Source organism: Butyrivibrio sp. TB, assembly GCF_900110805.1.
GTDB lineage: Bacteria > Bacillota > Clostridia > Lachnospirales > Lachnospiraceae > Butyrivibrio > Butyrivibrio fibrisolvens_C.
The window spans coordinates 1-25,631 of sequence record NZ_FOER01000036.1 but is presented as its reverse complement, the minus strand read 5'-3'; the positions used below and the strand labels follow the sequence as shown (position 1 = coordinate 25,631).

29 protein-coding genes and 1 riboswitch are annotated in these 25,631 nt (G+C 38.2%); of the genes, 28 read left to right on the top strand and 1 reads right to left on the bottom strand.

The window, feature by feature from the left end; translation table 11 throughout:
- Nucleotides 1-73: 73 nt before the first annotated feature.
- The 18 genes from BMX21_RS17780 (at nucleotide 74) to BMX21_RS17700 (ending at nucleotide 20,532) form a co-directional block, all read left to right on the top strand.
- A complete protein-coding gene (locus BMX21_RS17780) occupies nucleotides 74-1,333 on the top strand; it encodes an AGE family epimerase/isomerase (RefSeq protein WP_092046466.1) in 1,260 nt (419 codons plus the stop codon).
- A gap of 41 nt (nucleotides 1,334-1,374) precedes the next feature.
- Nucleotides 1,375-2,547 carry a glycoside hydrolase family 130 protein gene (locus BMX21_RS17775; protein ID WP_092046463.1) on the top strand — a complete coding sequence of 391 codons (1,173 nt, stop codon included), beginning with the start codon at nucleotides 1,375-1,377 and terminating at the stop codon, nucleotides 2,545-2,547.
- A 271-nt stretch (nucleotides 2,548-2,818) separates the two neighbouring features.
- Nucleotides 2,819-3,841, top strand: a complete 1,023-nt coding sequence (locus BMX21_RS17770; protein WP_027205091.1) for a glycoside hydrolase family 130 protein — start codon at nucleotides 2,819-2,821, stop codon at nucleotides 3,839-3,841.
- 118 nt (nucleotides 3,842-3,959) lie between these two features.
- Nucleotides 3,960-5,144 carry an SGNH/GDSL hydrolase family protein gene (locus BMX21_RS17765; protein WP_092046460.1) on the top strand — a complete coding sequence of 395 codons (1,185 nt, stop codon included), beginning with the start codon at nucleotides 3,960-3,962 and terminating at the stop codon, nucleotides 5,142-5,144.
- A gap of 41 nt (nucleotides 5,145-5,185) precedes the next feature.
- On the top strand, nucleotides 5,186-7,498 hold the full coding sequence (locus BMX21_RS17760; protein ID WP_092046457.1) for a GH1 family beta-glucosidase: 2,313 nt from the start codon (nucleotides 5,186-5,188) through the stop codon (nucleotides 7,496-7,498).
- A gap of 361 nt (nucleotides 7,499-7,859) precedes the next feature.
- Entirely contained in the window at nucleotides 7,860-8,711 is an 852-nt protein-coding gene (locus tag BMX21_RS17755) for a TolB family protein (protein ID WP_143057289.1), read from the top strand.
- A gap of 191 nt (nucleotides 8,712-8,902) precedes the next feature.
- Nucleotides 8,903-9,049 carry a hypothetical protein gene (locus BMX21_RS19490; protein WP_177174106.1) on the top strand — a complete coding sequence of 49 codons (147 nt, stop codon included), beginning with the start codon at nucleotides 8,903-8,905 and terminating at the stop codon, nucleotides 9,047-9,049.
- Nucleotides 9,050-9,062: 13 nt separating this feature from the next.
- Nucleotides 9,063-10,304, top strand: a complete 1,242-nt coding sequence (locus tag BMX21_RS17750) for a hypothetical protein (protein ID WP_092046451.1) — start codon at nucleotides 9,063-9,065, stop codon at nucleotides 10,302-10,304.
- Nucleotides 10,301-11,080, top strand: a complete 780-nt coding sequence (locus BMX21_RS17745) for a hypothetical protein (RefSeq protein ID WP_092046449.1) — start codon at nucleotides 10,301-10,303, stop codon at nucleotides 11,078-11,080. Before BMX21_RS17750 ends, BMX21_RS17745 begins: the two co-directional genes overlap by 4 nt.
- Before the next feature lie 479 nt (nucleotides 11,081-11,559).
- The gene (locus tag BMX21_RS17740) at nucleotides 11,560-12,009 is read left to right on the top strand and encodes a hypothetical protein (protein ID WP_092046446.1); all 450 of its coding nucleotides are present in this window, start codon (nucleotides 11,560-11,562) and stop codon (nucleotides 12,007-12,009) included.
- A 113-nt stretch (nucleotides 12,010-12,122) separates the two neighbouring features.
- Nucleotides 12,123-12,644 (top strand): hypothetical protein, encoded by a 522-nt coding sequence (locus BMX21_RS17735; protein ID WP_143057288.1) that lies wholly within the window; start codon nucleotides 12,123-12,125, stop codon nucleotides 12,642-12,644.
- Nucleotides 12,645-12,658: 14 nt separating this feature from the next.
- Nucleotides 12,659-13,102 carry a hypothetical protein gene (locus BMX21_RS17730; protein WP_092046442.1) on the top strand — a complete coding sequence of 148 codons (444 nt, stop codon included), beginning with the start codon at nucleotides 12,659-12,661 and terminating at the stop codon, nucleotides 13,100-13,102.
- A gap of 259 nt (nucleotides 13,103-13,361) precedes the next feature.
- On the top strand, nucleotides 13,362-13,976 hold the full coding sequence (locus BMX21_RS17725; protein ID WP_034488190.1) for a TetR/AcrR family transcriptional regulator: 615 nt from the start codon (nucleotides 13,362-13,364) through the stop codon (nucleotides 13,974-13,976).
- Between the two features lie 25 nt (nucleotides 13,977-14,001).
- Complete coding sequence (locus tag BMX21_RS17720) at nucleotides 14,002-14,721, top strand: ABC transporter ATP-binding protein (protein WP_074758519.1); 720 nt, start codon at nucleotides 14,002-14,004, stop codon at nucleotides 14,719-14,721.
- A gap of 1 nt (nucleotide 14,722) precedes the next feature.
- Nucleotides 14,723-17,392, top strand: a complete 2,670-nt coding sequence (locus BMX21_RS17715; RefSeq protein WP_177174105.1) for an ABC transporter permease — start codon at nucleotides 14,723-14,725, stop codon at nucleotides 17,390-17,392.
- A gap of 267 nt (nucleotides 17,393-17,659) precedes the next feature.
- A riboswitch (ZMP/ZTP riboswitch) is annotated at nucleotides 17,660-17,751 on the top strand.
- Nucleotides 17,752-17,904: 153 nt separating this feature from the next.
- Nucleotides 17,905-18,615, top strand: a complete 711-nt coding sequence (locus tag BMX21_RS17710) for an IMP cyclohydrolase (RefSeq protein WP_034454226.1) — start codon at nucleotides 17,905-17,907, stop codon at nucleotides 18,613-18,615.
- 145 nt (nucleotides 18,616-18,760) lie between these two features.
- A complete protein-coding gene (locus tag BMX21_RS17705; RefSeq protein ID WP_027207057.1) occupies nucleotides 18,761-19,939 on the top strand; it encodes a phosphoribosylaminoimidazolecarboxamide formyltransferase in 1,179 nt (392 codons plus the stop codon).
- Nucleotides 19,940-20,004: 65 nt separating this feature from the next.
- On the top strand, nucleotides 20,005-20,532 hold the full coding sequence (locus tag BMX21_RS17700) for an NUDIX domain-containing protein (RefSeq protein ID WP_092046437.1): 528 nt from the start codon (nucleotides 20,005-20,007) through the stop codon (nucleotides 20,530-20,532).
- Here the strand turns inward: BMX21_RS17700 and BMX21_RS20230 are convergent, their stop codons facing one another.
- The gene (locus tag BMX21_RS20230) at nucleotides 20,533-20,712 is read right to left on the bottom strand and encodes a hypothetical protein (protein ID WP_442857324.1); all 180 of its coding nucleotides are present in this window, start codon (nucleotides 20,710-20,712) and stop codon (nucleotides 20,533-20,535) included. It abuts the gene before it with no gap.
- A gap of 106 nt (nucleotides 20,713-20,818) precedes the next feature.
- Between BMX21_RS20230 and BMX21_RS17690 the strand changes: the two genes are divergently transcribed.
- From BMX21_RS17690 to BMX21_RS17650, 10 genes are all read left to right on the top strand, one after another.
- Nucleotides 20,819-21,025: a hypothetical protein gene (locus BMX21_RS17690; protein ID WP_092046434.1), complete on the top strand. Its 207-nt coding sequence runs from the start codon at nucleotides 20,819-20,821 to the stop codon at nucleotides 21,023-21,025.
- 106 nt (nucleotides 21,026-21,131) lie between these two features.
- Nucleotides 21,132-21,308, top strand: a complete 177-nt coding sequence (locus BMX21_RS19485) for a hypothetical protein (protein WP_155243724.1) — start codon at nucleotides 21,132-21,134, stop codon at nucleotides 21,306-21,308.
- 140 nt (nucleotides 21,309-21,448) lie between these two features.
- Nucleotides 21,449-21,973, top strand: coding sequence for a cysteine hydrolase family protein (locus BMX21_RS17685; protein ID WP_092046431.1), 525 nt, complete (start codon nucleotides 21,449-21,451; stop codon nucleotides 21,971-21,973).
- Between the two features lie 106 nt (nucleotides 21,974-22,079).
- The gene (locus BMX21_RS17680; protein ID WP_027216832.1) at nucleotides 22,080-22,670 is read left to right on the top strand and encodes an HD domain-containing protein; all 591 of its coding nucleotides are present in this window, start codon (nucleotides 22,080-22,082) and stop codon (nucleotides 22,668-22,670) included.
- Nucleotides 22,671-22,692: 22 nt separating this feature from the next.
- Entirely contained in the window at nucleotides 22,693-22,962 is a 270-nt protein-coding gene (locus BMX21_RS17675) for a helix-turn-helix domain-containing protein (RefSeq protein WP_177174104.1), read from the top strand.
- 36 nt (nucleotides 22,963-22,998) lie between these two features.
- Nucleotides 22,999-23,337 carry a hypothetical protein gene (locus BMX21_RS17670; RefSeq protein WP_092046426.1) on the top strand — a complete coding sequence of 113 codons (339 nt, stop codon included), beginning with the start codon at nucleotides 22,999-23,001 and terminating at the stop codon, nucleotides 23,335-23,337.
- A gap of 29 nt (nucleotides 23,338-23,366) precedes the next feature.
- The gene (locus BMX21_RS17665) at nucleotides 23,367-23,927 is read left to right on the top strand and encodes a flavin reductase family protein (protein WP_092046424.1); all 561 of its coding nucleotides are present in this window, start codon (nucleotides 23,367-23,369) and stop codon (nucleotides 23,925-23,927) included.
- Nucleotides 23,928-23,959: 32 nt separating this feature from the next.
- The gene (locus tag BMX21_RS20225; RefSeq protein ID WP_442857323.1) at nucleotides 23,960-24,064 is read left to right on the top strand and encodes a histidine phosphatase family protein; all 105 of its coding nucleotides are present in this window, start codon (nucleotides 23,960-23,962) and stop codon (nucleotides 24,062-24,064) included.
- A 34-nt stretch (nucleotides 24,065-24,098) separates the two neighbouring features.
- Nucleotides 24,099-24,542 carry a GNAT family N-acetyltransferase gene (locus BMX21_RS17655; protein WP_242952960.1) on the top strand — a complete coding sequence of 148 codons (444 nt, stop codon included), beginning with the start codon at nucleotides 24,099-24,101 and terminating at the stop codon, nucleotides 24,540-24,542.
- Between the two features lie 157 nt (nucleotides 24,543-24,699).
- Nucleotides 24,700-24,942: an AbrB/MazE/SpoVT family DNA-binding domain-containing protein gene (locus BMX21_RS17650; protein ID WP_092046420.1), complete on the top strand. Its 243-nt coding sequence runs from the start codon at nucleotides 24,700-24,702 to the stop codon at nucleotides 24,940-24,942.
- Nucleotides 24,943-25,631: the final 689 nt, after the last annotated feature.

The window sequence follows — 25,631 nt, the reverse complement described above, 5'->3', positions numbered from 1 at the left end:
AAAAGGTAACTTAAAAAGGCAAAGCTAAAGTCCCCCAAAAATAAAGTCCAATAAAAATAAAGAAGGAAATACGATGGTAGATAGAATAAGACAGCATCTGACACATGACATCATTCCTTTCTGGAAGAGCCTTAGAGATGATGAATACGGCGGATATTACGGATTTCTTGACTATGATCACAACCTGGACCGTAAAGCAGTGAAAGGATGCATATTAAACAGTAGGATCTTATGGTTTTTCTCAAGTGCATATACTCTTTTGAAGGATGAATCACTCCTTGATGAGGCTCGTCATGCTTATGAATTCATGACAGAGCATTGCATAGACAAGACATATGGCGGGATCTACTGGTCCATGACCTATGAAGGGGATGTGTTTGATGCTACCAAGCATACATACAATCAGGCTTTTGCCATATATGCGCTGTCAGCATATTTTGAAGCATCCAGAGACGTAAGAGCTCTAGACCTTGCTGAGGAACTTTTTAGCTTAATTGAGACTAAATGTAAGGATAAAATTGGTTATAAAGAAGCATCCAATGAGAAGTTTATTGAAGCTAAAAATGATAAACTATCTGAAAACGGAGTTATGGCTGACAGGACTATGAACACACTTCTTCATGTTCTGGAAGCATACACAGAGCTTTACAGAGTTGGAAGAGATATTAAGGTAAAAAAGTGTCTTGAGGACATCCTAAGCTTATGGGCTGATAAGATTTATAATCCAGAGCTAAAAAGGCAGGAGGTTTTCTTCGATAATAATTACAGGTCACTAATAGATCTGCATAGCTATGGACATGATATCGAAACCTCATGGCTTATAGACAGGGCAGTGGAAGTTATTGATGAAGACCACAAGCTTTGTGACAGGATACAGCCTATAACCAAGGCCCTCTGCGATAAGATCTATGAAGTAGCTTTTGACGGACATTCTCTTGCCTATGAGAATGACAGAGGCAAGGTCAATACAGGAAGAGTCTGGTGGGTTCAGGCTGAGACTGTAGTAGGCTTTATAAATGCTTATCAGAAGTCAGGAAAGCTTGATACTAAATATCTTGACGCGGCTAAAAACTGCCTTGATTTTATATTCGATCACGTCGTTGATAGAAGGACTGACTTTGTAACAGGTAGCCTGGATGCAGATGATAAACTGTCAGGCAAGGCTCATAACGGCGGAGATAGTGAGATATCCTCAATAATAAAAGGCACAGAGTGGTACTACGAGGTTACGCAGGATGGCGATCCTGTTAAGAATCTTCCAATAGTAGAGCCTTGGAAGTGCCCCTATCACAACGGCAGGATGTGCATCGAGATTATAAGAAGGATGCAATAGATGCAAAAGGCAGATAAGCAAATATATTCAAGGAGAAAGTTATGATACACGAAAAATATTATGAACTTCTCAAAGAGCAGGAAGAACTGATTAATAGACCTAATAAAAAGAGTTCTTTTTATAACGGGATCTATGACAGATATGAATATCCTGTTCTTACAAGAGAACATGCACCTATCTTCTGGAGATATGACATAAACAAAGAGACCAATCCATATTTTATGGAAAGACTTGGTATTAATGCAGTCATGAACTCAGGTGCCATATATCTTAACGGCAAGTACTACCTTGTAGCAAGAGTAGAAGGCGCTGACAGAAAGTCTTTTTTTGCAGTAGCAGAGAGCAATAAGGGAACAGAGGGCTTTAAGTTCTGGGATTATCCGGTAGTCCTTCCTGATACTGTGGCAGACGAGACCAATGTATATGATATGAGACTTACCCAGCACGAAGACGGCTATATCTACGGAGTATTCTGCTCTGAGTCCAAGGATACTACAAGTAGCGATCTCTCTGCAGCTGTAGCTCAGGCAGGAATAGTCAGAACTAAGGATCTAAAGATCTGGGAGAGACTTCCTAACCTTGTGACAAAGCGTTCACCTCAGCAGAGGAACGTGGTCCTTCATCCGGAATTTGTAGAGGGCAAGTATGCATTCTATACAAGACCTATGGACGACTTCATAGAAACAGGATCAGGAAGCGGTATAGGATTTGGACTGTGCGAGGATATAGAACATCCTGTTATCGATGAAGAGAAGATGACCAGCATCAGAAGATATCATCAGATAACTGAAGCTAAAAACGGAGCAGGTGCTGTTCCTATTAAGACAGATAGGGGCTGGATCCACATAGCACATGGCGTAAGAAATACAGCAGCAGGTCTTAGATATGTCATCTACGCATTTGCAACAGATCTTCATGACCCGTCCAAAGTCATCGCTGAGCCGTCTGGCCTTCTTATAGGACCAAGACAGGGCGAAAGAGTCGGAGATGTCAGCAATGTAGTATTCACTAACGGCGCTATTGTTAATGAGAAAAATGAAGTATATATCTACTACGCTTCATCTGATACAAGACTTCACGTTGCTACAACTACAATTGATAAGCTTATCGACTATGTATTCAATACGCCTCAGGATCCGGGCAGAAGTCCTGACTGCGTGAAGCAAAGATGCGGACTTATAAGCGAGAATTTAAAGCTGCTTGGTAAGGAATGAATGGAACAGTGAATATCTATACAAAAGAAAATATAGATTAGAGATATAGATTGTATATAGAGTTGAATTGTATATAGAGATTATATGCAAATCAAATATATATAGTATATATAAATTAGATATATAGATCATAAATATATATTATATATTCTAAGTATAGATAATAAATTTATATCGATAATATAGATAGAAATACAACTAATAAATACAACTAATAAATACAACTAATAAATACAAAGATGATATACGAGTAAAAAAGGAGACAGATACCATGTCAAAATATAAAATGATCAGTGAACCATTAAAAAACATCCCATGGCAGGAAGGACCTGAAAAGTTCGACGGTGCACCTGTTTGGAGATACAAAGAGAACCCTATTATAAATAGGAATCCAATTCCTGGAGTTGCACGTATTTTTAACAGTGCTGTTATGCCTTATGAAGGCAAGTTCATTGGAGTATTCAGAGGAGAGCAGACCAACGGTATCCCTTATATATACCTTGGACATAGCGAAGATGCAATTCACTGGGATTTTGAAACCAATAAGATCCCATTTGTAGACAAGGATGGCAATCCTTTCATGCCAAGATATGCTTATGATCCAAGACTTGTTAAGGTTGAGGATACCTACTATATCATCTGGTGCCAGGATTTCTACGGAGCATCTATCGGCATGGCCAAGACCAAGGATTTCAAGACTTTCGAAAGACTTGAAAACCCATTCATTCCTTTTAACAGAAATGCAGTTCTTTTCCCAAGGAAAATAAATGGCAAGTTCATGCTGCTCTCAAGACCATCTGACAGCGGACATACACCATTTGGCGATATCTTCCTGTCAGAAAGCCCTGATATGGAATACTGGGGACACCACAGACATGTTATGGAGAGATCTCCTGAGTGGTGGGAATCAGTTAAGATCGGCGGAGGCGCAGCTCCTATCGAGACTTCAGAAGGCTGGCTTATGTTCTATCACGGCGTTAGCAGCACCTGCAACGGTTTCGTATATTCTATCGGCGCAGCAATCCTTGATATCGACAACCCTTCTAAAGTTAAGTACCGCTGTGAGACATTCATCTTAACTCCTGAAGAGTGGTATGAGGAGAGAGGCTTTGTTCCTAACGTATGCTTCCCTTGCGCTACACTTCATGACAGTGAGACAGGCAGGATCGCTATCTACTACGGCGCTGCAGACAGCTACGTAGCACTTGCGTTTACAAGGCTTGACGATATCATTGATTATGTCAAAGAGCATTCTGTAGTTCGTGAAAGCGACACAGAGCTTGGAATAAGATAAGGCTTAAGTCAAAAGATTCTTTTGATGCCATACGATGATTGGATTGTTACGTTTTTTGAAAATCGTACAATTCTTACGTCATCAGATTATAATCTTAGATTGAGATAAGGATGATCCAATGATTACATTTGATAAAGAAAACGCCATAGCAGATCATGGCGATACCAAAAGAATGCGCAGGCTTTTTGAAAAGCTTGAAGAAGGCAGGAATGTAACAATATGCTTCCTTGGGGGATCCATAACCCAGGGGAGCCTTTCATCAAAGCCTACCACCTGCTATGCCTATAAAGTATACGAATGGTTCAAGGGGAGGTTCCCTAAAGCTGACATAGAGTATGTAAATGCAGGAGTAGGCGGCACTACATCAGTATTTGGCGCAGCAAGAGCAGACAGGGATGTACTCGCATATGATCCTGATCTTGTAGTAGTTGAGTTCTCTGTTAATGATGAATGCAATGAATACTTCATGGAAAGCTATGAAGGCCTTATAAGAAAGCTTTTATATAGTAAGAGCGAACCCGCTGTTATATGCCTTTACAATTTTTTCTATGAAAATGGTAAAACAGCTCAAAGGCTTCATTCCAAAGTGGCAAGGCACTATCGCCTTCCTGCGGCATCAATGCAGGGTGCTATCTATCAGGATATATTAAGCGGCAAGATAGAAGATATAGCGTTACTTTCTCCTGACGGACTTCATCCCAATGATGAAGGACATGATCTTGTAAGCCGCGTTGTTATAAACCTCGTGCAGAGTATATACGAAGAATACAGTGAGAGTAGCTATAATGCAGGCATGGTATCAGATGATAGTGAATCTTGTAATGAAAGTGCTGATAACGACGTAACCGGGACTTGCTATGCTCCTTCGCCGCTTACAGCTAACTCCTTTGAATCAGCCAGAAGGCTTGATAACAGAGACTATGAACCTGTCCTTCAGGGCTTTGATACTGATACAACGCCTCAAAGCTGCGTAGCTGACTGCTTCAAGAATGGATGGCTGGGTAAGTCTAAGGGCGATAAGATCATCTTCGATCTAAGCGGCGAGTACGAGTGTACAGGTATAGCAGTTCAGTATGCTAAGACTATGAAGCGTCCTGCACCTGTTGTAGAAGTAAGAGTAGACGATGAGAGCTATGTGATCGACAGCGCTTTTGACGAAAACTGGGGAGATCTTCTTGATATCAGACAGCTCTTTGTACATAGAGATAAGAAGCCCAGGAAGCTTGAAATCGAAGTAATAGATGATAAAAATGGAAAAGCTGTTCCATTTAACCTGGTTTCGATTATAATAACTATGCAGTAATTCTTTTATTATTAATAATGCAAGTACAAGGATGGTTTTAAATGTTTAGAGATGATTTTGTCTGGGGAGTTGCAGCAAGTGCATATCAGACCGAAGGTAGAGATGTAAACGACGGCGCAGGTATCAGTATCTGGGATACTTTTGTAAGTAAAGGAAAGATCGCTGACGGATCCAATGCAGATATTGCCTGCGATATGATACACAGATACAAAGAAGACTTCGCTATCATGAAGACTATGGGAGTTAAGGCTTATAGATTCTCTATAAGCTGGAGCAGGCTCATACCTGATGGCATCGGAGAAGTGAATGAGGCAGCAGTCTCTTTCTACAGGGATATGCTCATTACTATGAGAGAAAATGGCATAAAGCCTTTTATCACACTATTTCATTGGGAGTATCCACAGGCTCTTGAAGATAAGGGCGGCTGGGTGAACCCTGAAAGCCCCAAATGGTTTGAAAGATATGCACAGGTAGTTGGAGATAACTTCGCAGATCTATGCGACGACTTTATAACATTCAATGAGCCTCAGTGTACGATCAACCTTGGATATGTAAGAGGATATCATGCTCCTGGCAAGGAACTTCCTCTTAAGGATACACTATTTGCAGCTCATAACCTTCTTAAGGCTCACGGCCTTGCTGTTAAGGTATTAAGACAGAAGGCTCCAAATGCCCGCATAGGATATGCTCCTACCTGCGGCGTAGCCTATCCTGCAAGTGATGCTCTTAAAGATATCGAGGCTGCTAAGAGAAGGTACTTTGGATTCGATGAAGATCTTGCTAACTGGGGCTGGAATGTATCATGGTTCCTGGATCCCGTGATCCTTGGAAGATATCCTCAGGAAGGCATAGATCTGTTCAAAGACGACCTCTTCAAGATAACTAAGGAAGACATGGAGCTTATAAATCAGCCCATAGACTTCATAGGTCAGAATATCTACAACGGATATCCTATCAAGGCCGGAGATAATGGCGAGATAGTATATGAAAAAAGAGACAGAGGCTATAACCAGACAGCAATGGGATGGCCTATAACTCCTTCTTGCCTGTACTGGGGACCTAAGTTCCTCTATGAGAGATATCACAAGGACATCCTCATCACAGAAAATGGCATGGCATGCTGCGATTATCCAGCTCCTGACGGTGCTATTCATGACGGCGAGAGGATAGCTTTTCTTGATAAATATATCAGTAACCTTCAGAAGGCAGCAGATGAGGGAGCTGCAATCATGGGATATTTCCACTGGAGCTACTGTGACAATTTCGAATGGACTGACGGATATACTAAGAGATTTGGCCTTGTATATGTGGACTATCCAAGCCTTAAGCGTACTATCAAGGATTCAGGCTTCTGGTTCAAAGAAGTAATGGAGACTAATGGTAAGAACCTGTCTATTAATAACAGCTGTAAGGAGCCTCTTTTCTTAGAGCCGCACTTCACTCACAATATCTGGGGCGGAACTAAGCTAAGAGATGTGTTCGGATATAACATAGAAGGCGACGATATAGGCGAGTGCTGGGGCATAGCAGCTCATCCTAACGGAAAATCTGTTGTTAAGAGCGGAACATTTAGAGGTGTAAGCCTTGATGATCTGTATAGAGATCATAGTGAGCTCTTTGGCACAAAGCATGATAAGTTCCCGCTTCTTACCAAGATAATCGATGCCAAGTCAGATCTTAGCATACAGGTACATCCTGATGATGAGTATGCAGGTGCCAATGAAAACGGCTCTCTTGGTAAGACTGAATGCTGGTACGTCCTTGACTGCGATGAGGATGCAAGCCTTGTAGTAGGACACAATGCAGCTACAAGACAGGAACTCTCTGATATGATGGATCAGGGCAGATGGAGCGATCTTATAAGAGAAGTTAAAATAAGTAAAGGCGACTTCATCCAGATAGATCCAGGTACAGTACATGCTATAAAGGGCGGAGTTGTAGTCCTTGAAACCCAGCAAAACAGCGATATAACCTACAGACTCTATGACTATGACAGAATCTGGAACGGATCTAAACGCGAGCTTCACGTTGATAAATGTAAGGATGTCATAACAGTCCCTGCCAAGGACCTTTCAGATGCCATAATACATGATACTGACAAGGAGCAGGGCATAAGGCTCCTAAACAGCTGCAAATATTATGAAGTTTCAAGAGTTAATGTAACTTCTAAGCTTGATATTGAAGTAAGCGACAAGTACCTTCTCTTCTCAGTAATAGAAGGCACAGGCCTTCTTGGAAGTCATCCTCTTAAAAAGGGCGATCACTTCATCCTTCCTGTAGGATTTGGAACTGCAAGATTTGCAGGGGATATGAAACTGATTATGTCTTGCGAAGCCCTGGTAGAAGAGAGTTAATGCCGGTGACAAGCTTCTTTATAAGACGGCGTATTTATAACTTTTAATGAATTTATATTTGCTTATTGCAGATTCCCCACTTGGACGATACATACATTTTCTACAAGTAATTTATAGAGAATGTATCGTTCAAGTGGGAATAATTTAAATTAATGTCACTAAAACAAAATGAGCTAGCACATAAGACCGCATCTTAGTTATGGCGGTCTTTTTCGTTGTCTCCAAGTCCGATACTCTAAAAATTGCATTTCGTCGTCCCAAAGATGCATTTCGTCAGGAATCAGTTTACAAGACTCTAAACGCATGTATAATGTACGAAGCTTCTGTCAAGATTCGCAAAAGTGTATATGGAGTGTACGGAATGAAAAGAAAAATATCTATTTTTGTGTTGATTGTTGCTTTGGGGCTTGTTAGTTGTGGAGGTAAAGCTGTGGATACTAAAATTACTTTCTATGACAGTAGCAAAGGAATTTGTTCATTCTATGATAATGCCGTTACAAGCTATAATATCCAGAATATAAACTCTGCATTCTACATTGATGATAATACATTGATTGGCTACAAAAGTGATGGTTCACAAAAGAAAATAGTACGAATAACTATCTCTACTAATACCGTCGAGCCATTGGTGGATGTCAAAGAAATTCATTCAAGGATAATTTATAATCCTGGTCTCAATGCATTTTATTATGTCGATTATTCTAAACTATATAAGTATGATCTTACCTCATCTAATGTGATAGAGCTTTCTGATTGCAACATCAAAGCTAATAGTTCTTTTGATTCATTCTATGTTTCTGAAGACGAGCAGCGCATAATTTATTTAAAGCAGGAAAAATCATCTTTCAATATAGTATTAAAAATTCTTTCAGATGGAACGGAAGAATTATTAGCAGATAATTCCTGCCAGTTTACTATGTCTGAAGACGGAATGCACTTGGTTTATCAGAAATCTGGTAGTGAGAATTTTACCATATATGTTCTTAATCTTAATAATAATACGGTCGAATCAAAGATAAAATGTAACACATCATCAAGTGGCTTGGCAATTTCGGATAACGGAGACAAAATAGTTTATACTTCACATGAGAGTGGTTGGTTTTATGAGAACGGAAAAGATTTAATCCATGTATTTGATGCAAATAATAATGAAGATCATGTTGCTTATAAATCTGAATCTAGCGCTACTATAAAAATATTGCATTGTGAATAACTACTACTATAACACAGGTATTATATCAGAAAAAACAAAGAAATGACCTTGGCTTCAGAGTAGCAACCACACGTCATGAAGAAAAAGATAAAACACCTCTACAATCTTTCAAGAGACTGCTACAGCCTTTTTTGAGCGTACAGTTAATGAAGATAAAGTAAATTTTCATTTACGACAAAAATGTAATATCCATGTCAAAAGCAGGCGATAACTACTATTATCTTCATGATGAACTTAGCTCACCTATGTACATTACATGTACAGACGGAGCAGCAATATTTTTCCTGTCACTATTTGGATACGACGTTTTGAATAATGAGTGTGATACATCATTGTAGGAGATTAAAAAACATGAATAATAGTTTGAAAAGAGCATTCCTGTTAAGAAATATTTGCATGTTGGGTTCGATTTTACTACTATTTTTGGTTGCGGTTTTTTTTCCACACAATAATAGGTATGTTATTAAAGGCGCGCTCTGTGCAGGATTAATTTTTTATGCATCAGTATTCTTTCTTCAAAAATATCATAATTTTATATACGAGAAGAAGAACCGCTTAAATGAAATCGTTGATATGTATAAATGGAAAAAGTATTGTTCTAAAGGGGAAAAAAATATTTATTTTAATTCCCTGATTTGGCTTGGCGATAATGAAGGCATTGATTCATATTTGCAAAAAAATGGATTATCGCTTCAACAGAGCATTTCTAAGCATTTTTATGATATTGACAGAAGATTACTCTATTTAGGAGAAGATGCAGACTATTCCCATGATTTGAATAGAATAAAAAATATGATATCTTTGTTCAATTCTTTGCAGGGTTCTGGTGGTCTTGTATCTAATAGATTTAGCAGTTATCTGCAGTTTTATGATTATTATATCCAAAAGAAATATGATCTGGCTTTTGATATTCTCAATAAAATGGAATCAAAAAATCCACTTGATCAGTCATGGATTATGTATCATGAGATGATGGTATTAAAAGCACAAGATCAATATTCAAAAGCAGAAGCTGTCAAGGAGCGCTTAAAAGGATTAAAGTGCAATACAAGATTTCACAAGTGGCTTGAAATAGAAGCCCCAAATCAGAAAACTCACATTTGTTTTCCGTTATGTCTCTTGTGTTTGACGTTAATTGTATGCCTTGGATTTACAATTTATAAAGGAACCCAAAAATATTCTGTTGTAGAAGATTCTCTAAAAGCAGAATATAATATCGCAGTCGATGATTCAAAAATTCTTTATGATCAGATTTCTGGTGACGAGGGAATTCGTATTTACGCAAAAGGAAGAAATATCATCTATATTTATTATGTCAATGAAAATGGTAGCTATATTATCACTGATGTATATAAAGACAAGCTAAATATGCCAGATACAGATTATGTGACCGCTATGGCTGCTTCAAGAGTAAAAGCAGTTAGCATGATGTTTTATGCTAAAATCCCTGAACAAGATAGTTTTGTAATCGTTACAGAGTCAGAAAATTTGGAGAATAAATTATTATCTGGATACGAAGTACAATCTGTAGATTCAAGAACAATAGACAATGAGACATACTATTTAATATATGCGCGAGGAGATTTGAAATGATAAAAAGAGTACATCTTTGGTCAATTATAGCCTTATTATTTTCGGTAGTTTTATCGTTGATGTCTTTTGGCAAATTTCAATACTCATCAGGTGAAATCATATTTTTAGTCCATTTTGTGGTGACAATGATTACAATATTGCTTTATGTAATATATGGATGGAATCGATTCATAGGAGACTATGTCGGCGATAAGTGCCATTTAAAAGAATATGAAAACTTATTATATTCCAAGAAATTTAAGACTAAGTCTGCCAAGAATGTTCTTAGAGAATTATCTTTTTTCACTGGACGAAATTCGCATGATTCTGATCCGGTAATTGAAACCTTTATACAGGTTGAAAAAGCAGTTTTATCCGGAAATAAGGAGACAATAATCGAACAGACACTTTTGGATTTAAAACAGACCGGAGGTCCCATTATTTCTGAATATGCATGTATAATTGAGCTTATTATGAAAGGATACTATCAAGATGCTTTGAATAAATTAGATAGATTAAGGAACAAAACGAATATGATAGATATCCCGAGGCAATTCTATACAGCATATATTCTTGATAAAATAGGTGTATGTGAAGACGAAATAAAAAGCTGTATTTCTTTTTTGATTAATAGAGGACAGGATACCAGATATTTGGAATACGCAAAGCAATATATTAATAAAAGAAATATAGTTGAAAATGATTCAGAATCAAAAGATTTGTTAGAAATACCTAGATTTTGGATTGTTTTTGTTATTAATACTATATGGATAGTTTTACTTAATCTATTTGTATAGATACTTTTTAAGCAAATTATTAGGAAACATTGGGCCGTATATCAAAATGCAAGGAACATACACGTTAATGGAATATGTTATATCTAATCGGGAAGGGGCGGTTCTTTTTAACCGCTCTTTTTTTAATTTTCTCCAAGTCCGACCGATACTCTCAAAATTGCATTTCGTCGTCCAAAAGATGCATTTCGTCAGAAATCAGTTTACAAGACTCTAAACGCATGTATAATGTGCGAAGCTTATGTCAAGATTTACAAAAAGTGTAAATAAATAATTGCTATGGCTTCTATTGCCTATCAAAAAGAAGATGTTGGTTCTGCCTTTACGGAGAGTTCAGTGCTTTTTATGAGTATGATGCATTCGGCAACAGAACATTTTTTACACAGAATTACGCGAAGACAACATACAGGTATCACAGTTAATAGAGCTGCTTCTAGCATCTTTGATAATGCATGTAAGAATGAGTGAAAAGGAGCAATGCGATGGACTATACAAAAATTTTTAGAACTTGTTATATTGGATATATATTTTTTTTGTTATTAGCATTTATTGCAACTATATATTTTTGTATTTGTAGAGACCCATTTAGAAGAGGGTTAAAAACAGATGATTATAGACTTAAAATAAAGATTTACAGAGTGATACTGCTTATTGCGGTAGTTGTGGTAGTTAGATACTTGATTATTCCAATGGCTAGAGATGTAAAGTTTGTTAATAGTCAAAAATATGAAATCGATAATGGTACAGTTTACAGTGAGATAATCAGAACAGGTGCATTTGGCTTACATAGATCGATTAAAGTTACAGTAAATGGAAAGGTATATGAATATCAAGTTATCTACTCAGATAAGAATATAAAAAAAGGAGATGAAGTGCAGATTACTTATCTCCCTCATACAACCTGGTCTGTTGTAGAAAAAGAAGATAAATAAGAACTTGCAATATGTATCTAAAAAGACACTTATATCCAACGTTAGTCTCCATGGCTGGTGACATGGATGAGGATAATTAAAGTGTAATTAGTGATTGAATGAAAGTGGTGCAAATGATAATAGATTATTTAAAAGTATTATGGCCTAATTTTTGTATGTGGATAATAATGATTTTTTCGGGAAAATTCAGAGAACGTCCAGTAAAAGATATAAATAATAGAATAATTTATTATTTTATTTGGCTATGGCATTTCGGGAGACAGATAAGCATTATCGGAATAGTGTTTGGATTGGGGCTACAAATAAACCTATTATTATATACAATAATCTTATTGTTTCCTCTAGGTATAAGCTTTGAATATGCAAAGATATTCTATTATACGACATTTGGAGAAATTGCTTTTGGCGGATTATTGGTTCAAATAGTTGAACTGGCAATGAGAGAAACGAAAAAATTCTCAAAGATATCATTGTACATAGTGGCCTTTATTCTTGTTTGTAATTGTATATATTGTGCTATCCCTTATATTGTTTATTTAAAACGATTCCCGGTGGCTTGCGTTTTTATGATAGTTATGATTTCTGCACTATATACCTATGGTTTTTATAAAATTAAGAAAGATAATTTTAAGTAAATTTGAGGTGACAAATGACGGTAAAAATAGATACAAATAGGAAATGCATAAATTCTATAAAAGGTGCAATTTTTGCATTTGTTCCAGGTATTACCGGAGCATTATTGAGCATGGGAATAGGAACAAATCATTTCGATTATTCTGAATTTAGGGTGTTCAGCTTAATATTTGCTCCATTAATAATTATCTGTATTGTTGATATAGTAAATAGCAATAGAAAAGCGATCAATCAAATAAGTTTTGAAGATAATAAGATAATTGTTGAGTCAAATGGCCAATCAAGCTCATTCGGATATGATGATATTCATAACTATAGAGTGTATAAGAAAAAGAATGGAGAACAGATGATAGCATTCGAGTTAAGGTATAAAGATATTATTTTAAGCGAAAAATATTCAGGCAATTTAGAGCAATTAATTCATTATTTAGATGTTCAGTTAAAAAGGACCAACTTGTAAGTGATAGCTCTATTTTCAAATAGCCTGCAGCTAGAAGAAGACTGAATATGCCGGATTCATTATTATCTATCAGATTATATACAATTACCTCATCAATAAGAACTTCAACACTATCTCCATTTAAAAGGTCTTCCATTGCCTTTTTGACATCTATGCTACCTTCTCTTATGAAAATTATACTTTGACAAAAATATTTTAAGGAGTTAAGATAACAGTGTTATGTACATAACACTGTTATCTATTTTTTAGGGAGGCCTACATGTCTACAAAAGAAAAGGAAGAAACCAGAGCCAAGATCATGGCTGCAGCAAAAGAAGAGTTTTCAGAATATGGTTTTGAGAAAGCATCTTTAAGAAGAATATGCTCAAAAGCAGGTTGTACCACAGGAGCTATTTATTTTTTCTTCAAAGATAAAGATGAACTTTTTTGCGAAATAGTAAATCATGTGCTGATTCCGGTACAAACAGCCGTTGCAGAACATATTTTGGAGGACAAAGAAAATAGCAGCCATATCTTGGTAGAGTCTGATTTTGAACATGAAATTGCTTTGGCAGATAAGCTTGTAGATATCTTATATTCTCACCGCGAAGAAGCAATGATACTGCTGACCAAATCTGCAGGCTCATCTTTGGAAAATGCCCCGGATATGATCATTGCAGAACTTGAAAAAGAATATGGTGAGCTGGCAACAGTCTATGCAAGACAAGAAGGCAAAAAGGTAGATGAATACATGGTACATTGGCTGTCACATCTACATGTGGAAGCCTATATACATCTTGTTACTCATGAGGAGGACGTTAAGGCAGCCAAGAAAAGAACCCGCAAGATCATGCTATTTTTAGTCAGAGGGTGGCTGGACTGTATACTGATGTAATTACCGGAAGTGAAGGAGAAAGGAAGTGAATAAAGTAGTGAATAAAGTGTCTTTAAGAAATGTGTCAAAGATTTACAACGTGGGTGAGAAGGAGTATCGAGCTCTTGATCATGTTGATCTGGATATAGAAGAGGGCAAGCTTGTAGTAATACTTGGCCCTTCAGGTGCTGGTAAATCCACACTTCTAAATCTGATAGGCGGTATGGATACACCTTCTGAGGGGGAAGTAATCGTTAATGGTGAGAATATAACAGGATATTCCGAGAACAAGCTAAGCGATTTTAGAGCCAAGTCTGTTGGATTTATATTCCAGTTTTATAACATTCTTCCATCTCTTACCGTAAAAGAGAATGTTGAGCTTATCAATGAAATTGTTAAAGATCATCTGGATGCTGCCGAGGCACTTGAGGATGTTGGCTTATCAGAGCATATGTACAAGTTCCCCAATCAGCTTTCAGGCGGTGAACAGCAGCGCGTATCTATTGCAAGGGCTATAGCCAAGAACCCTGCACTCCTTCTATGCGATGAGCCAACAGGAGCCCTGGATTCTCAAACAGGCGTGATGATCCTTAAGATATTAAAGAAGCAGACTACCAAAGAAAGAGGCAATAACACAGTTATTATCGTTACGCATAATGCTCTTATTGCTGATATCGCAGACGTTGTTATACGTGTCAAGAATGGCAGGATAAAGAGTGTTGAGAAGAACTTAAAACCGGCAAACATAGATGAGGTTCAATGGTGATATGCTTAGGAAAAAAATATTCAGAGATATAAAAAGAAACTTTGGACAGTTTTTTACTATTTTTGCCATGGTATTTTTGGCGATCATGGCTTTTTCAGGAATAAGTGCTTTTTCTGATGGACTTAAATACTCATCAGTTGAGTTCTATGAGAAGAATAATCTTGAAGATCTATGGCTTTATAGCGAGAATTTTACCACTGATGATATAGATACAATAAAAGCTTTAGATAATGTAACTGACGTAGAAAGATATCTGACTATGCCAGGCTCAGTAGATATTAACAGTAAGGAAGGCTCTGAACCTTTGAATATTCAGATGGAGCTTAATTTCCTGGATGGCGAAGATGATGTTAAGAATATATCATCGATGTATCTTAGAGATGGTGAAGAATATAGCCCTGACAAAGATGGCGTTTGGATAGGATACTATTTTGCCAAAGCAAGGGGGATTAAAGTTGGTGATGAACTTACATTTTATGTTGAAGGTTATGAATTTACTGAGACAATAAGAGGGATCGTATCATCTCCTGATCACGTATATACAGTATCTGATTCCTCTGTTATATTCCAGAATGCCGCAGACTTTGGATGGGCATATCTGTCAATAAATGAGTTCCCTAAAGAATACCTCTATGATGAGATTCTAAAAGAAGATGATGTTGCAGAAATGCTTGATAGCGCAGCTGACATTCAGGAGGCTGTAGATGCATATACATCAATGGGAGCTGATATAGATTTTGTCAAAGATGAGCTTGATATAGATGAGGATGTGGATCTTGAGACAGCTCTAGGCAAAGCTGAACTTATTAACTCTGGGAAGGCTTCTGTATCAGATAAAGAGGCATTCATAAAAGCTTTAGATCCTGATTTTAAATTGGAAGACTGCTATGTTTATCCAAATGCTATAGTTGATGTTACAGGCACCGCGCCAAATCCATATATTGATTCTAAAGAATTAATACAATTCGAAGATAAACTTAAATCTGTAAAAAATGAAATCTATGAACTTGATGATACTTCTATAAGTGCAATTACTGATAGAGACGTGTGGGGATCTTATGCGTCATTAAAGGCTGAGTCAGAAGAGGGTGATACATATTCCGGTATGTTCTCATTCTTGTTTGTATTTATCGCCGGGCTTTCTGTAGTGACAACAATGAGCAGATTTGTTAAGAAGCAAAGAGTACAAATAGGAACCTTAAAGGCACTGGGATTTAGAAACGGGAGAGTTACAATCCATTATATCGCGTATGGCTTTTGGGTAAGCCTTATGGCGGCTGTTTTGGGACTTGTAATAGGAGGCCCTGTACTAGGTCAGCCATTTCTGAATATGGAACTGTCTATGTTTGACCTGCCCGGTGCTCACAGATGTATTCTTAGTAAGAACTATATTATCGCTATAATGATCGTGGCAGCTATTACGATAATAACTTATCTGTCAATAAAGAGTATCTTGAAAGAATCTGCTGCGCAAACTCTCAGACTTGAAGTCCCACATATTAAAATAAAAGCCAAAGAAGGCGGCAAAGGATTAAGCGCAAGACTTCCATTTTCTGTAAAGTGGAACTTAAGAGATATCCTTAGAAGCAGATCCCGCAGCATTATGGCTATAGTTGGCGTTATGGGTTCAACTTTACTTATAGTAATGGCATTTGGTATGCAGGATTCTCTCAATCATTATCTTGAATGGGAGTTTGATAATATACAGGCTTATAACTATAAACTCACGCTCTCAGAGAATGTTTCTGATGATAGACTAGGAGAACTGTTTGATGCATATGGAGATGCAAGTAGCCAGACAGTTGCAATTGAGTATAAAGATACTGATGGCAATATCATAACATCAGCAATAACTGTCAATGATTCTGATGGCTATCTCAGAGTATCCGGCCATGATACATCAACTTATGATATTAATGATGGAATCCCGGATAATACTAAAGGCGATATTAATGAAGAAGGAGCATTATATGCCACAGAAAAGCTCCTTAAAGAAAACAATCTGTCATTAGGAGATACTCTGACCTGGAGGATCATGGGAGAGGATGACTGGTATGAAACCAAGATCGTATCCGCGTACAGAGATCCTCAAAGCCAGCAGTTCTCTATGACAAGAGCTGCATTTGAAGGTCTTGGTGAGACTTACGTCTGCGATACGATCTACACAGATGATGACCTTAGTGATATCACGGATTCTGACATAGACGGAGTATCTACGATCACCTCTATTGAGTCTATGAAAGAGCAGATGAATTCTATGCTAGAAATGATAAGTAGTATGATAGTTCTACTTATAGCCATATCAGCAATTCTTGGCTTTATCATAATCTACAACATGGGAATCCTTGCTCTAAGCGAGAAGATGTACCAGTTTGCAACACTTAAAGTGCTGGGATTTAAATTCCGTAAGCTTGCGCTTATATATACCCAGCAGAATCTCTGGCTTACGATAGTAGGTATCATACTAGGGCTACCCCTAGGCTATGAATTTACTGATTTTATGTTCAAATATGCTATTGGTGATAATTATGATTTCTTCGCCAATATAGACATGTCAGCTTATCTGATCGCTATAATAGGTACCCTTATGATCATGCTTGTAACAAGCATAGTATTGTCACGCAGCCTTAAGAAGGTAGATATGGTTGCAAGCCTTAAGGCTAATGAGTGATAAGTACCGACGAGGAGTAATTTTTGTTAATATTTGTATTTGTCCATAAAATAAAAGCGAGGAGCATACATATCTAGCCATGTCTGTGTGATTTAATTCTATCACAAAGAGATTGAATTTGGCAGTGTACAGATAATTGTCAGCAGCGTTTCGAAGTTGGTATCTAGCAAAGAATTCCGGGTGATCTTCGAAAACTCTCACAATCCTAAAACATTCTATATAGTTTGTAAAAATAACTTGCACTTTTTGTGACAATCGTGTATAGTTTAGGTGCTGTACAACTGGCGGAATAAAATGGCGCAAAAGCCATGGGGAGTACGGCCTGAGTTTGAATTATGTCGACCGCCTGGGCAACCTGTATTTGGGATGCTCAGGCGGTTTTTCTATATTGTAATTCCGTTGTGATGCATTCAGTTAACCTAAGAAGAGTGATGATATTCACTCACATGGCTTGTACTGCGAGCTATGCAGGCTGTGCTTCTAACTTTTTCACTCGCAAAGAGAGGACTATCATGACAGATTTACAGAAGGAACTTTCAGGCAATTCTTATCCCGGACGCGGAATCGTTATCGGCACAAGTGCTGATGGCAAGTATGCTGTATGCGCATATTTCATCATGGGCAGAAGTGTTAATAGCCGTAATCGCGTATTTGTAACAGACGGAACAGGAATCCGCACACAGGCATTCGATCCTTCCAAGATGGAAGATCCAAGCCTTATCATCTATGCACCTGTAAGAACATACGGTTTTTACACAATCGTAACTAACGGTGATCAGACAGATACTATCTATGATGGCCTTTCAACAGGCAAGACTTTTGAAGAATCACTCAGAAGCCGTGAGTTTGAGCCTGATGCTCCAAACTACACACCTCGTATATCAGGCCTTATGCATGTGATCACAGGTAAGTATGACTATGCTCTTTCTATTCTTAAGAGCGATCACGGCGATCCATCCAATTGCCAGAGATTCACATATTCTTATGAAAATCCAAAGGCCGGCGAAGGCTATTTTATCCACACATATATGGGTGATGGCAACCCGCTTCCAAGTTATGAAGGTGAGCCTACACTTGTAAATATCGAAGGCGATATCGATACATTCACAGAGAATGTTTGGAATGCTCTTAACGAAGATAACAAGGTATCTCTTTTCACAAGATTCATCAACATCGCAACAGGCGAGTATGAGACAAGGATCGTTAACAAGAATAAAGACTGATTGTAGTAAAAATATATTTTTAGAATGCATATCATTTATGTGACGTAAGGGTCAAAAGAAGCTTTTAAGACTATGTCTTTTCTATTGTTATATTTGAACAAGTAACATTGAATGATAATGCGTATGAGAGAATGGGAGAATTAAAATGAACGAATTACAGTTAAAATATGGTTGCAACCCTAATCAGAAGCCTTCCAGAGTATACATGGAGGATGGAAGTGATCTTCCTATCGAAGTTCTTAACGGCAAGCCCGGATATATCAACCTCCTTGATGCATTTAACGGCTGGCAGCTGGTATCTGAGCTTAAGAAGGCTACAGGACTTCCTGCAGCAACATCTTTTAAGCATGTATCACCTGCTGGTGCAGCAGTAGGACTTCCTCTTACAGATATTGAGAAGAAGATCTACTGGGTAGAGGATATGGGAGAGCTTACACCTATAGCATCTGCATATGCAAGAGCCAGAGGCGCAGACAGAATGTCTTCATTTGGTGATTTCATCTCTCTTTCAGATAAGTGCGACCTTGCAACAGCAAAGCTCATCAAGAGAGAAGTTTCAGACGGTATCATCGCTCCTGACTATGATGATGACGCTCTTGAAATTCTTAAAGCTAAGAAGAACGGTAACTACGCAGTTATCAAGATCGATCCAAACTATGTACCTGCACAGCTTGAGAAGAAGCAGGTATTTGGAGTAACATTCGAGCAGGGACACAACTTCATCGAGATCGGTGACGATATGCTCTCTAACATCGTTACTGATAACAAGGAGCTTCCTGAGCAGGCAAGGATCGACCTTATCATCTCTCTTATCACACTTAAATATACACAGTCTAACTCTGTATGCTATGTTAAGGGCGGCCAGGCAATCGGTATCGGAGCTGGCCAGCAGTCACGTATCCACTGCACAAGACTTGCAGGTAATAAGGCTGATAACTGGTTCCTTCGTCAGTGTCCTAAGGTTCTTGAGCTTCCTTTCCTTGATTCTATCAGAAGAGCAGATAGAGACAATGCTATAGACCTTTACATCGGTGAGGACTATATGGACGTACTTGCAGAAGGCAAGTGGCAGAACATCTTCAAGACCAAGCCGGAAGTTTTTACTGCTGAGGAAAAGAGAGCTTGGCTTTCCAAGAACACAGACGTAGCTCTTGGTTCAGATGCATTCTTCCCATTTGGTGACAACATCGAGCGTGCCTTTAGAAGCGGTGTTAAGTATGTAGCTCAGCCAGGTGGATCTGTACGTGATGACAACGTTATCGAAGCTGCTAACAGCCACGATATGGTTATGGCATTTACAGGAATGAGATTCTTCCATCACTAAACTGAATATATTGAATAATATTATACGCTGCACATATATATACTAAATAAAATGAGATAATAAAAATGGAATACATAGACATCTTTACAAGGGACGGACAATACACAGGAGTAACAAGACCCAAGCATGATCCTAAAAAGCGCGGGGAATATTACAGACATGTACTCGTGATCATGAAGACAACAGACAGTCCTGTGCCGGGTGAAGGCGAGGGGCTGTATATTGTTCAGCAAAGATCTCTCAAAGCTAGATTCTATCCTGGTATGTGGGATATGACAGGAGGCGCTGTGATGGCAGGAGAGCTGCAAGAGGCAGCAGCCATCAGAGAAGTCAAAGAAGAACTTGATATAACGATCTTACCTGAAAAGCTGAAACTTGGTTTTGAGAGAATCGTTGATTGGGATGATGGCACAGGACTTCTTTTGTCTGTATTTATGTGCAGAGTAGATGTTCCTGAGAATGGCTTTAAGTTTGATCCCCATGAAGTCAACGATGTGAAGGTCATGCCTTTCCATGAATTTCTCTATCATGTGTCGGATCACAACGACGAGGACTTCTGTAATGGTCTTAAAGAGATCGAGAAAAAGCTATGATTATGCTGAGCGGATCATTCCGACCATGCTCATAGGGGAAAGGACCACATCGAGTTTTTCTGGATCCATGAGCTTTTGTTCAAGTACGATCTCTCTTATGGTCTTTTCTTCGTGGAGGGCTTGTTTGGCTATACTTGCAGACTTTTGATATCCAAGTATAGGACTTAGAGCTGTAGCAATACCTACACTTCCTTCTTCAAGCTCTTCACAATGATCTGAGTTTGCAGTTATTCATATAATATCGACTAAACTAATAGAAGAACAGTGGGATAATCTTCATGAAGATTTGATTCAGGTTGAATACAAGGGTGGCTTATTACTGGACATTGGCTGGTATCCTGAATGTGATCCGACAGGAAGATTTATTATCAACTTTATAAAAGACTATAACTGGGAGAATCCTTTAAAGAAAATAGAAGCAAAAAGCATAGGTGAAATGTATAGGGCTATAAATACGATTAAGGATGAATTTATTCACAGAAATAACAACTAAGAAATTCTGAAAGAAACTGCTTTACGGCAGAAAGATGCTGTAATGCAGCTTCTTTTTTGTTATAGTAGATGTAAGTTTTTTGAGACACGGGAGAGATGCTAAGTAGATGATTATTAAACAATTAAATTATACGGAATATCAGGGTAAGAAATATGAAGCTGAAATTCACTCTGACAAATATCTTTCCATCGAACCTGAAGGAGAAGGCTTTGACAGATATGCATACTCAAACGATGGACCTAAGGAACATAACATGAGAATTGAGATGGGTAAGAAGCTGTGATGACAGGCATAAAAGGTAAAAATTCTATGTACATATACAGGACTGGAACGATGATGGGGCGCATGGACCAGACAGATATATAGAAGCTCATATATGGACAGATGAAACAATTAACAAATGGCTAGAGAGGACTTAAGACGATGATTGTATTAGTAATTGATATCCAAAAAGGCATTACAGATGACAGGCTCTATAACTATGAGACTTTTCTCGAAAGTACGAGGCGTGTCATTGATGCTGCCCGTAAAAATAACGTAGAAGTTATCTATGTTCAGCATGATGACGGCCCGGGAACAGGCTTTTCTGTAGGCGATGTGGATTTTGAGATTGCCGATCAGGTTGCTCCTAAAGAAGGGGAGAAGATATATACTAAAGAAATTAATAGCTGCTTTGGTAATAAAGAACTTGCAGGATATCTTGATGAGCAGGCTGACAAAACGCTGATGTTCGTAGGACTTCAGACGAATTTCTGCATTGATGCATCAGTGAAATCTGCTTTTGAAAGAGGATATAAAGTCATAATACCGGAAGGTACGAACTCGACTTTTGATAACGACTATATGGACGGTGAGACAACCTACAAGTATTACAACGAAATGATTTGGCCGAAGAGATTTGCAGATTGCGTTTCTTTGGACGAAGCACTTGGAATGATGGAGAGATAAATTATGTGTTTTGTATGTGACAGAGTTAGAGAGACTAGAGAAGGCAAGAACCCAACATTGGTAAAAGAGCTTGAGACTATGACAATACTAATAGTAGGTGAATAAGATGGATGAGAGACTTAAGAAACAGCTGGATTTTGCATTAGAAGTTGATAAGGAAAAGAATATTTTCAGACAGACCCATCTTTCAGGCCATGGCAGAAACGAGAACGACGCGGAGCATGCCTGGCATATGGCGTTGATGGCGTATCTTTTAAAAGAGTATTCTAATGAGCCTGTAGACATCGCAAAAGTCATGCTTATGTGCCTGATACATGATGTGGTAGAAATCGATGCCGGAGATACTTATGCTTATGATGCAGACGGTCTTAAGACCCAGAAAGAGCGTGAAGATAGGGCAAAAGAAAGAATCTTTTCACTTCTACCGGAAGACCAGAAAGCGGATTTGATAGCTCTTTTTGATGAGTTTGAAGCATATGAGACGCCGGAGTCAAAATATGCCCATGCCATGGATAATCTTCAGCCACTGATCCTTAACAACAGTAACGGAGGCTCAGACTGGAAAGAACATGGCGTTACTTCCAGCCAGGTCTATGGTCGACAGAGTAAGACCAAACTCGGCTCTGAGAAACTGTATCAGGAAGTTGTCGATAAGATTATTAAGGAGCAAATACGAAAGGGAAATATCAAGGACTGACAGGAAGAAAGTAAGGGGCGATATGGAGCTAAATTCATTTGCTAAATTGATATCGGAAAAGCGAAAAGCTTTAGGGTTATCGATGACCGATGTTTCTGAAAAAACAGGTATTAATATCGAGGCTTTGGAAAAGTATGAAAAAGGTATACAAAAGCCTACAGCAAGTGATATTAAAAGCCTTGGAAAGATTCTAGATATCCCACCTGTTATACTTATGCATGGCCATGGAATCATGCATTCTAGTGGCTTCGATGAGAATGGACATAGAACGTCAAAATGGACTGAGTTTTAATTTGACTATACTTTTAGAATAGTTGGAGATTTAGATGTGGTTATAAATGTTTCAAGAGAAAGCCTATGCAACGGAGACGATGATCAGAAAAGAAGTTCTTTGGAATATCAGGAAAATGAGATGTTATCCTCTTTTCTTAGATACAAAGTTGCAGAATATCTCCCATATACAAGAAAATTAACGATATGGGTTGTTTACATGGATTCAAACGAAGATCAGCCTGTATTCGAGCGCGAAAAAACTGAGAAGAAAGTTGCATTTATTCATAAGGTGGAGAATCGTTGCTCAAAGGTAGAAATACGTGGTGGCGATCGATTTGTTAGTAGCTTTGGAACAACTGATTTGTTTTGCGCATTATATAGACGAAACATGTGAATATCTTATAGATATGGAAAGGAGAGCAAATGGCTAAAAGACGTTCTGTTGATCCAATTTATTCTATGTGTGTTCAGCCTTCTTTTATTATAGGCACTAATAATGAGGATGGCAGCGCAAATTTCGCGCCAATAACCTGGGTTAGTGTAACGCATGAGGAAGGTGATGGATATCTATTTGTAATTAGCATGTCTGGAACTAAGATGACCAAGACAAATGTTTTAAGGTCAGGCCTTTTCAGCGCAAACCTTGTCAGCACGGATATGCTACCTCTTATGGATTATTTTGGCTCAAAGCATGCAAAAGACGGTGCTAAAGATGATATATCCTACGAAGTAGTTCGAGGAGAAGTTTTGGATGTTCCTGTATTGAACGAAAGCCGATGGGTATATGAATGCGAGGTTGCAAGAACTGTCGAGACTGGAGATTCAACCACCTTTTTCTGTCATATCCGCAATATACAGATAGATGAAAGTCTTATGTGTGAAGATATATTTGATATTGATCTGACAGTGCTGGATCCGGTTATCTATTCGGGCAGATATCATAGCCTTGGCAAGATGCTTGGAAAGATCGGTGATTTTATTTAATCGAATAAATGTACTAAGGCGGGGAATGTATTGTGAAGATATATTTTGCGAGACATGGACAAACAGATTGGAATACATTAAGAAAAGTTCAGGGGACTACTGATATTCCATTGAATGAGATAAGAGAGCGGCTTTAATAAAGCTGCAGACAGAGGATTTAGGATAACAAATATGAAATACACAGAATTAACAGAAAAAGAACTTGATGAAGTAGTTAAAAAATATATAGAGTACTACAACACAGTAGAAGATTGCTGCTTTACTTACGAGAAAGCGTACAAGAGAATCCACCAGGTTATGACAATAGAAGATGCAATGTGCCAGATTCAGTATGATGATAACGGCAGTATGACCGGCTTTTGCATGGGATATTATAAGCAGTTCGATGACCTTCTTGCATATTTCCTTGAGGAAATCGTTATATTTACAGGCTTTCATAATATTGGGTATGGTTCGGACTTCATAGCTGAAATTGAGGATGTTGTGAAAAAGAATGGAGCAGAGCACCTTGAACTTATTTCGGTAAATGATGCTCATCACATGCACTTTTATGAAAAAGCAGGTTTTTATGCAGCCAAAAATCTTTCTATGATGGGAAAACATTGGCAGTTATGAGCTGAAAAGAAAGGACAAGTAATATGGCTTATCCGCGGACACTTAGTGACTACATACGTCTGCATGCAAATCCAGTAAAATGTGCTAATCGAGGTGGCGAATAAGTTGTTTTTTTGCCTTAAGGATATACAATGTATATACAAAGGAGGTATTGCATATGCAAGCTCAAATAAAAACATGGGGCAATAGTCAGGGAATTAGAATACCGAAAGAAGTACTTCAAGAAGCTGCATTTTCAGTTGATGGTATCCTTGATGTAAAGGTATCTAACGGTATGATTATGCTTGTCAAACCATTTAGACATAAATCATTAGAAGAGCGTGCTGCTGAATATGGTGGGCAGTTCCATTTGGATGGCGAATTTGACTGGGGTGAACCGGTAGGAAGAGAGTTTTGGTAATGAAGGAAGAGTTACATCAGGGGGATATACTTAGGATTGAGCATATCAAGAAGCCGGTTCTTGTTGTAAGTGAGGCTTCACCATGAAAAGGAAGCTCTTCTTGCTGCAGGGTTTACGCAGGTTGAGGAGTTATGTAGCTGGGAAGCAACGCATACCTTAAGAGCGATAAAATGAAATGTAGTTGTAAGGTTGCGTAATGTTAGCCTTGTTTTTTAGCTGATAATCTATATGCTAAAAGTGAATGAAGCCACTAACTGTGCGGATTTATAGACTGCGTAATGTCTGTGTAATGTTGCGTAATGCTGATGTAATGTTGCATCAAAAAGGGGATCATATCTGCAGATATGATCCCCATACTTTGTTTGCGCGCCATGGGTGCGCTCTAACGGGTGAAAGTCCCGAACACGCCCAGATAGTGGGAAGTGTATAGCTGAACAGCAAGGGTGTCCATCGTGAGGTGGAATCTGAAGGAAGCTGTGAGCAAATCTCTGGTCCGACGGACAGAAATCACATATAAGGCTAGGCTACGAGAGATAAGTTGGCAAAGAACAACGAGGTCTAATAACTATCACATTTGTAGTAGCAGAGTAAATGTGGCGGATATATGGAGAGAAAGAGCGTGCGCCTTAAGCGTGGAGGTCTCACAGTGGTTTCATTAGCCTAGTAACAACGAACTGTGAGAAGTCAGC

Bases quoted from the DNA above. Each gene is read 5' to 3' on its own strand.
- BMX21_RS17650 (WP_092046420.1), top strand. From the start codon at position 24,700: ATGCAAGCTCAAATAAAAACATGGGGCAATAGTCAGGGAATTAGAATA.
- BMX21_RS17710 (WP_034454226.1), top strand. From the start codon at position 17,905: ATGACAGATTTACAGAAGGAACTTTCAGGCAATTCTTATCCCGGACGC.
- BMX21_RS17750 (WP_092046451.1), top strand. From the start codon at position 9,063: ATGAATAATAGTTTGAAAAGAGCATTCCTGTTAAGAAATATTTGCATG.
- BMX21_RS19485 (WP_155243724.1), top strand. From the start codon at position 21,132: ATGATTATTAAACAATTAAATTATACGGAATATCAGGGTAAGAAATAT.
- BMX21_RS17740 (WP_092046446.1), top strand. From the start codon at position 11,560: ATGGACTATACAAAAATTTTTAGAACTTGTTATATTGGATATATATTT.
- BMX21_RS17675 (WP_177174104.1), top strand. From the start codon at position 22,693: ATGGAGCTAAATTCATTTGCTAAATTGATATCGGAAAAGCGAAAAGCT.
- BMX21_RS17725 (WP_034488190.1), top strand. From the start codon at position 13,362: ATGTCTACAAAAGAAAAGGAAGAAACCAGAGCCAAGATCATGGCTGCA.
- BMX21_RS17765 (WP_092046460.1), top strand. From the start codon at position 3,960: ATGATTACATTTGATAAAGAAAACGCCATAGCAGATCATGGCGATACC.
- BMX21_RS17760 (WP_092046457.1), top strand. From the start codon at position 5,186: ATGTTTAGAGATGATTTTGTCTGGGGAGTTGCAGCAAGTGCATATCAG.
- BMX21_RS17775 (WP_092046463.1), top strand. From the start codon at position 1,375: ATGATACACGAAAAATATTATGAACTTCTCAAAGAGCAGGAAGAACTG.
- BMX21_RS17755 (WP_143057289.1), top strand. From the start codon at position 7,860: ATGAAAAGAAAAATATCTATTTTTGTGTTGATTGTTGCTTTGGGGCTT.
- BMX21_RS17655 (WP_242952960.1), top strand. From the start codon at position 24,099: ATGAAATACACAGAATTAACAGAAAAAGAACTTGATGAAGTAGTTAAA.
- BMX21_RS19490 (WP_177174106.1), top strand. From the start codon at position 8,903: ATGTCAAAAGCAGGCGATAACTACTATTATCTTCATGATGAACTTAGC.
- BMX21_RS17665 (WP_092046424.1), top strand. From the start codon at position 23,367: ATGGCTAAAAGACGTTCTGTTGATCCAATTTATTCTATGTGTGTTCAG.
- BMX21_RS17715 (WP_177174105.1), top strand. From the start codon at position 14,723: ATGCTTAGGAAAAAAATATTCAGAGATATAAAAAGAAACTTTGGACAG.
- BMX21_RS17770 (WP_027205091.1), top strand. From the start codon at position 2,819: ATGTCAAAATATAAAATGATCAGTGAACCATTAAAAAACATCCCATGG.
- BMX21_RS17745 (WP_092046449.1), top strand. From the start codon at position 10,301: ATGATAAAAAGAGTACATCTTTGGTCAATTATAGCCTTATTATTTTCG.
- BMX21_RS17735 (WP_143057288.1), top strand. From the start codon at position 12,123: ATGATAATAGATTATTTAAAAGTATTATGGCCTAATTTTTGTATGTGG.
- BMX21_RS17685 (WP_092046431.1), top strand. From the start codon at position 21,449: ATGATTGTATTAGTAATTGATATCCAAAAAGGCATTACAGATGACAGG.
- BMX21_RS17780 (WP_092046466.1), top strand. From the start codon at position 74: ATGGTAGATAGAATAAGACAGCATCTGACACATGACATCATTCCTTTC.
- BMX21_RS17705 (WP_027207057.1), top strand. From the start codon at position 18,761: ATGAACGAATTACAGTTAAAATATGGTTGCAACCCTAATCAGAAGCCT.
- BMX21_RS17730 (WP_092046442.1), top strand. From the start codon at position 12,659: ATGACGGTAAAAATAGATACAAATAGGAAATGCATAAATTCTATAAAA.
- BMX21_RS17700 (WP_092046437.1), top strand. From the start codon at position 20,005: ATGGAATACATAGACATCTTTACAAGGGACGGACAATACACAGGAGTA.
- BMX21_RS17680 (WP_027216832.1), top strand. From the start codon at position 22,080: ATGGATGAGAGACTTAAGAAACAGCTGGATTTTGCATTAGAAGTTGAT.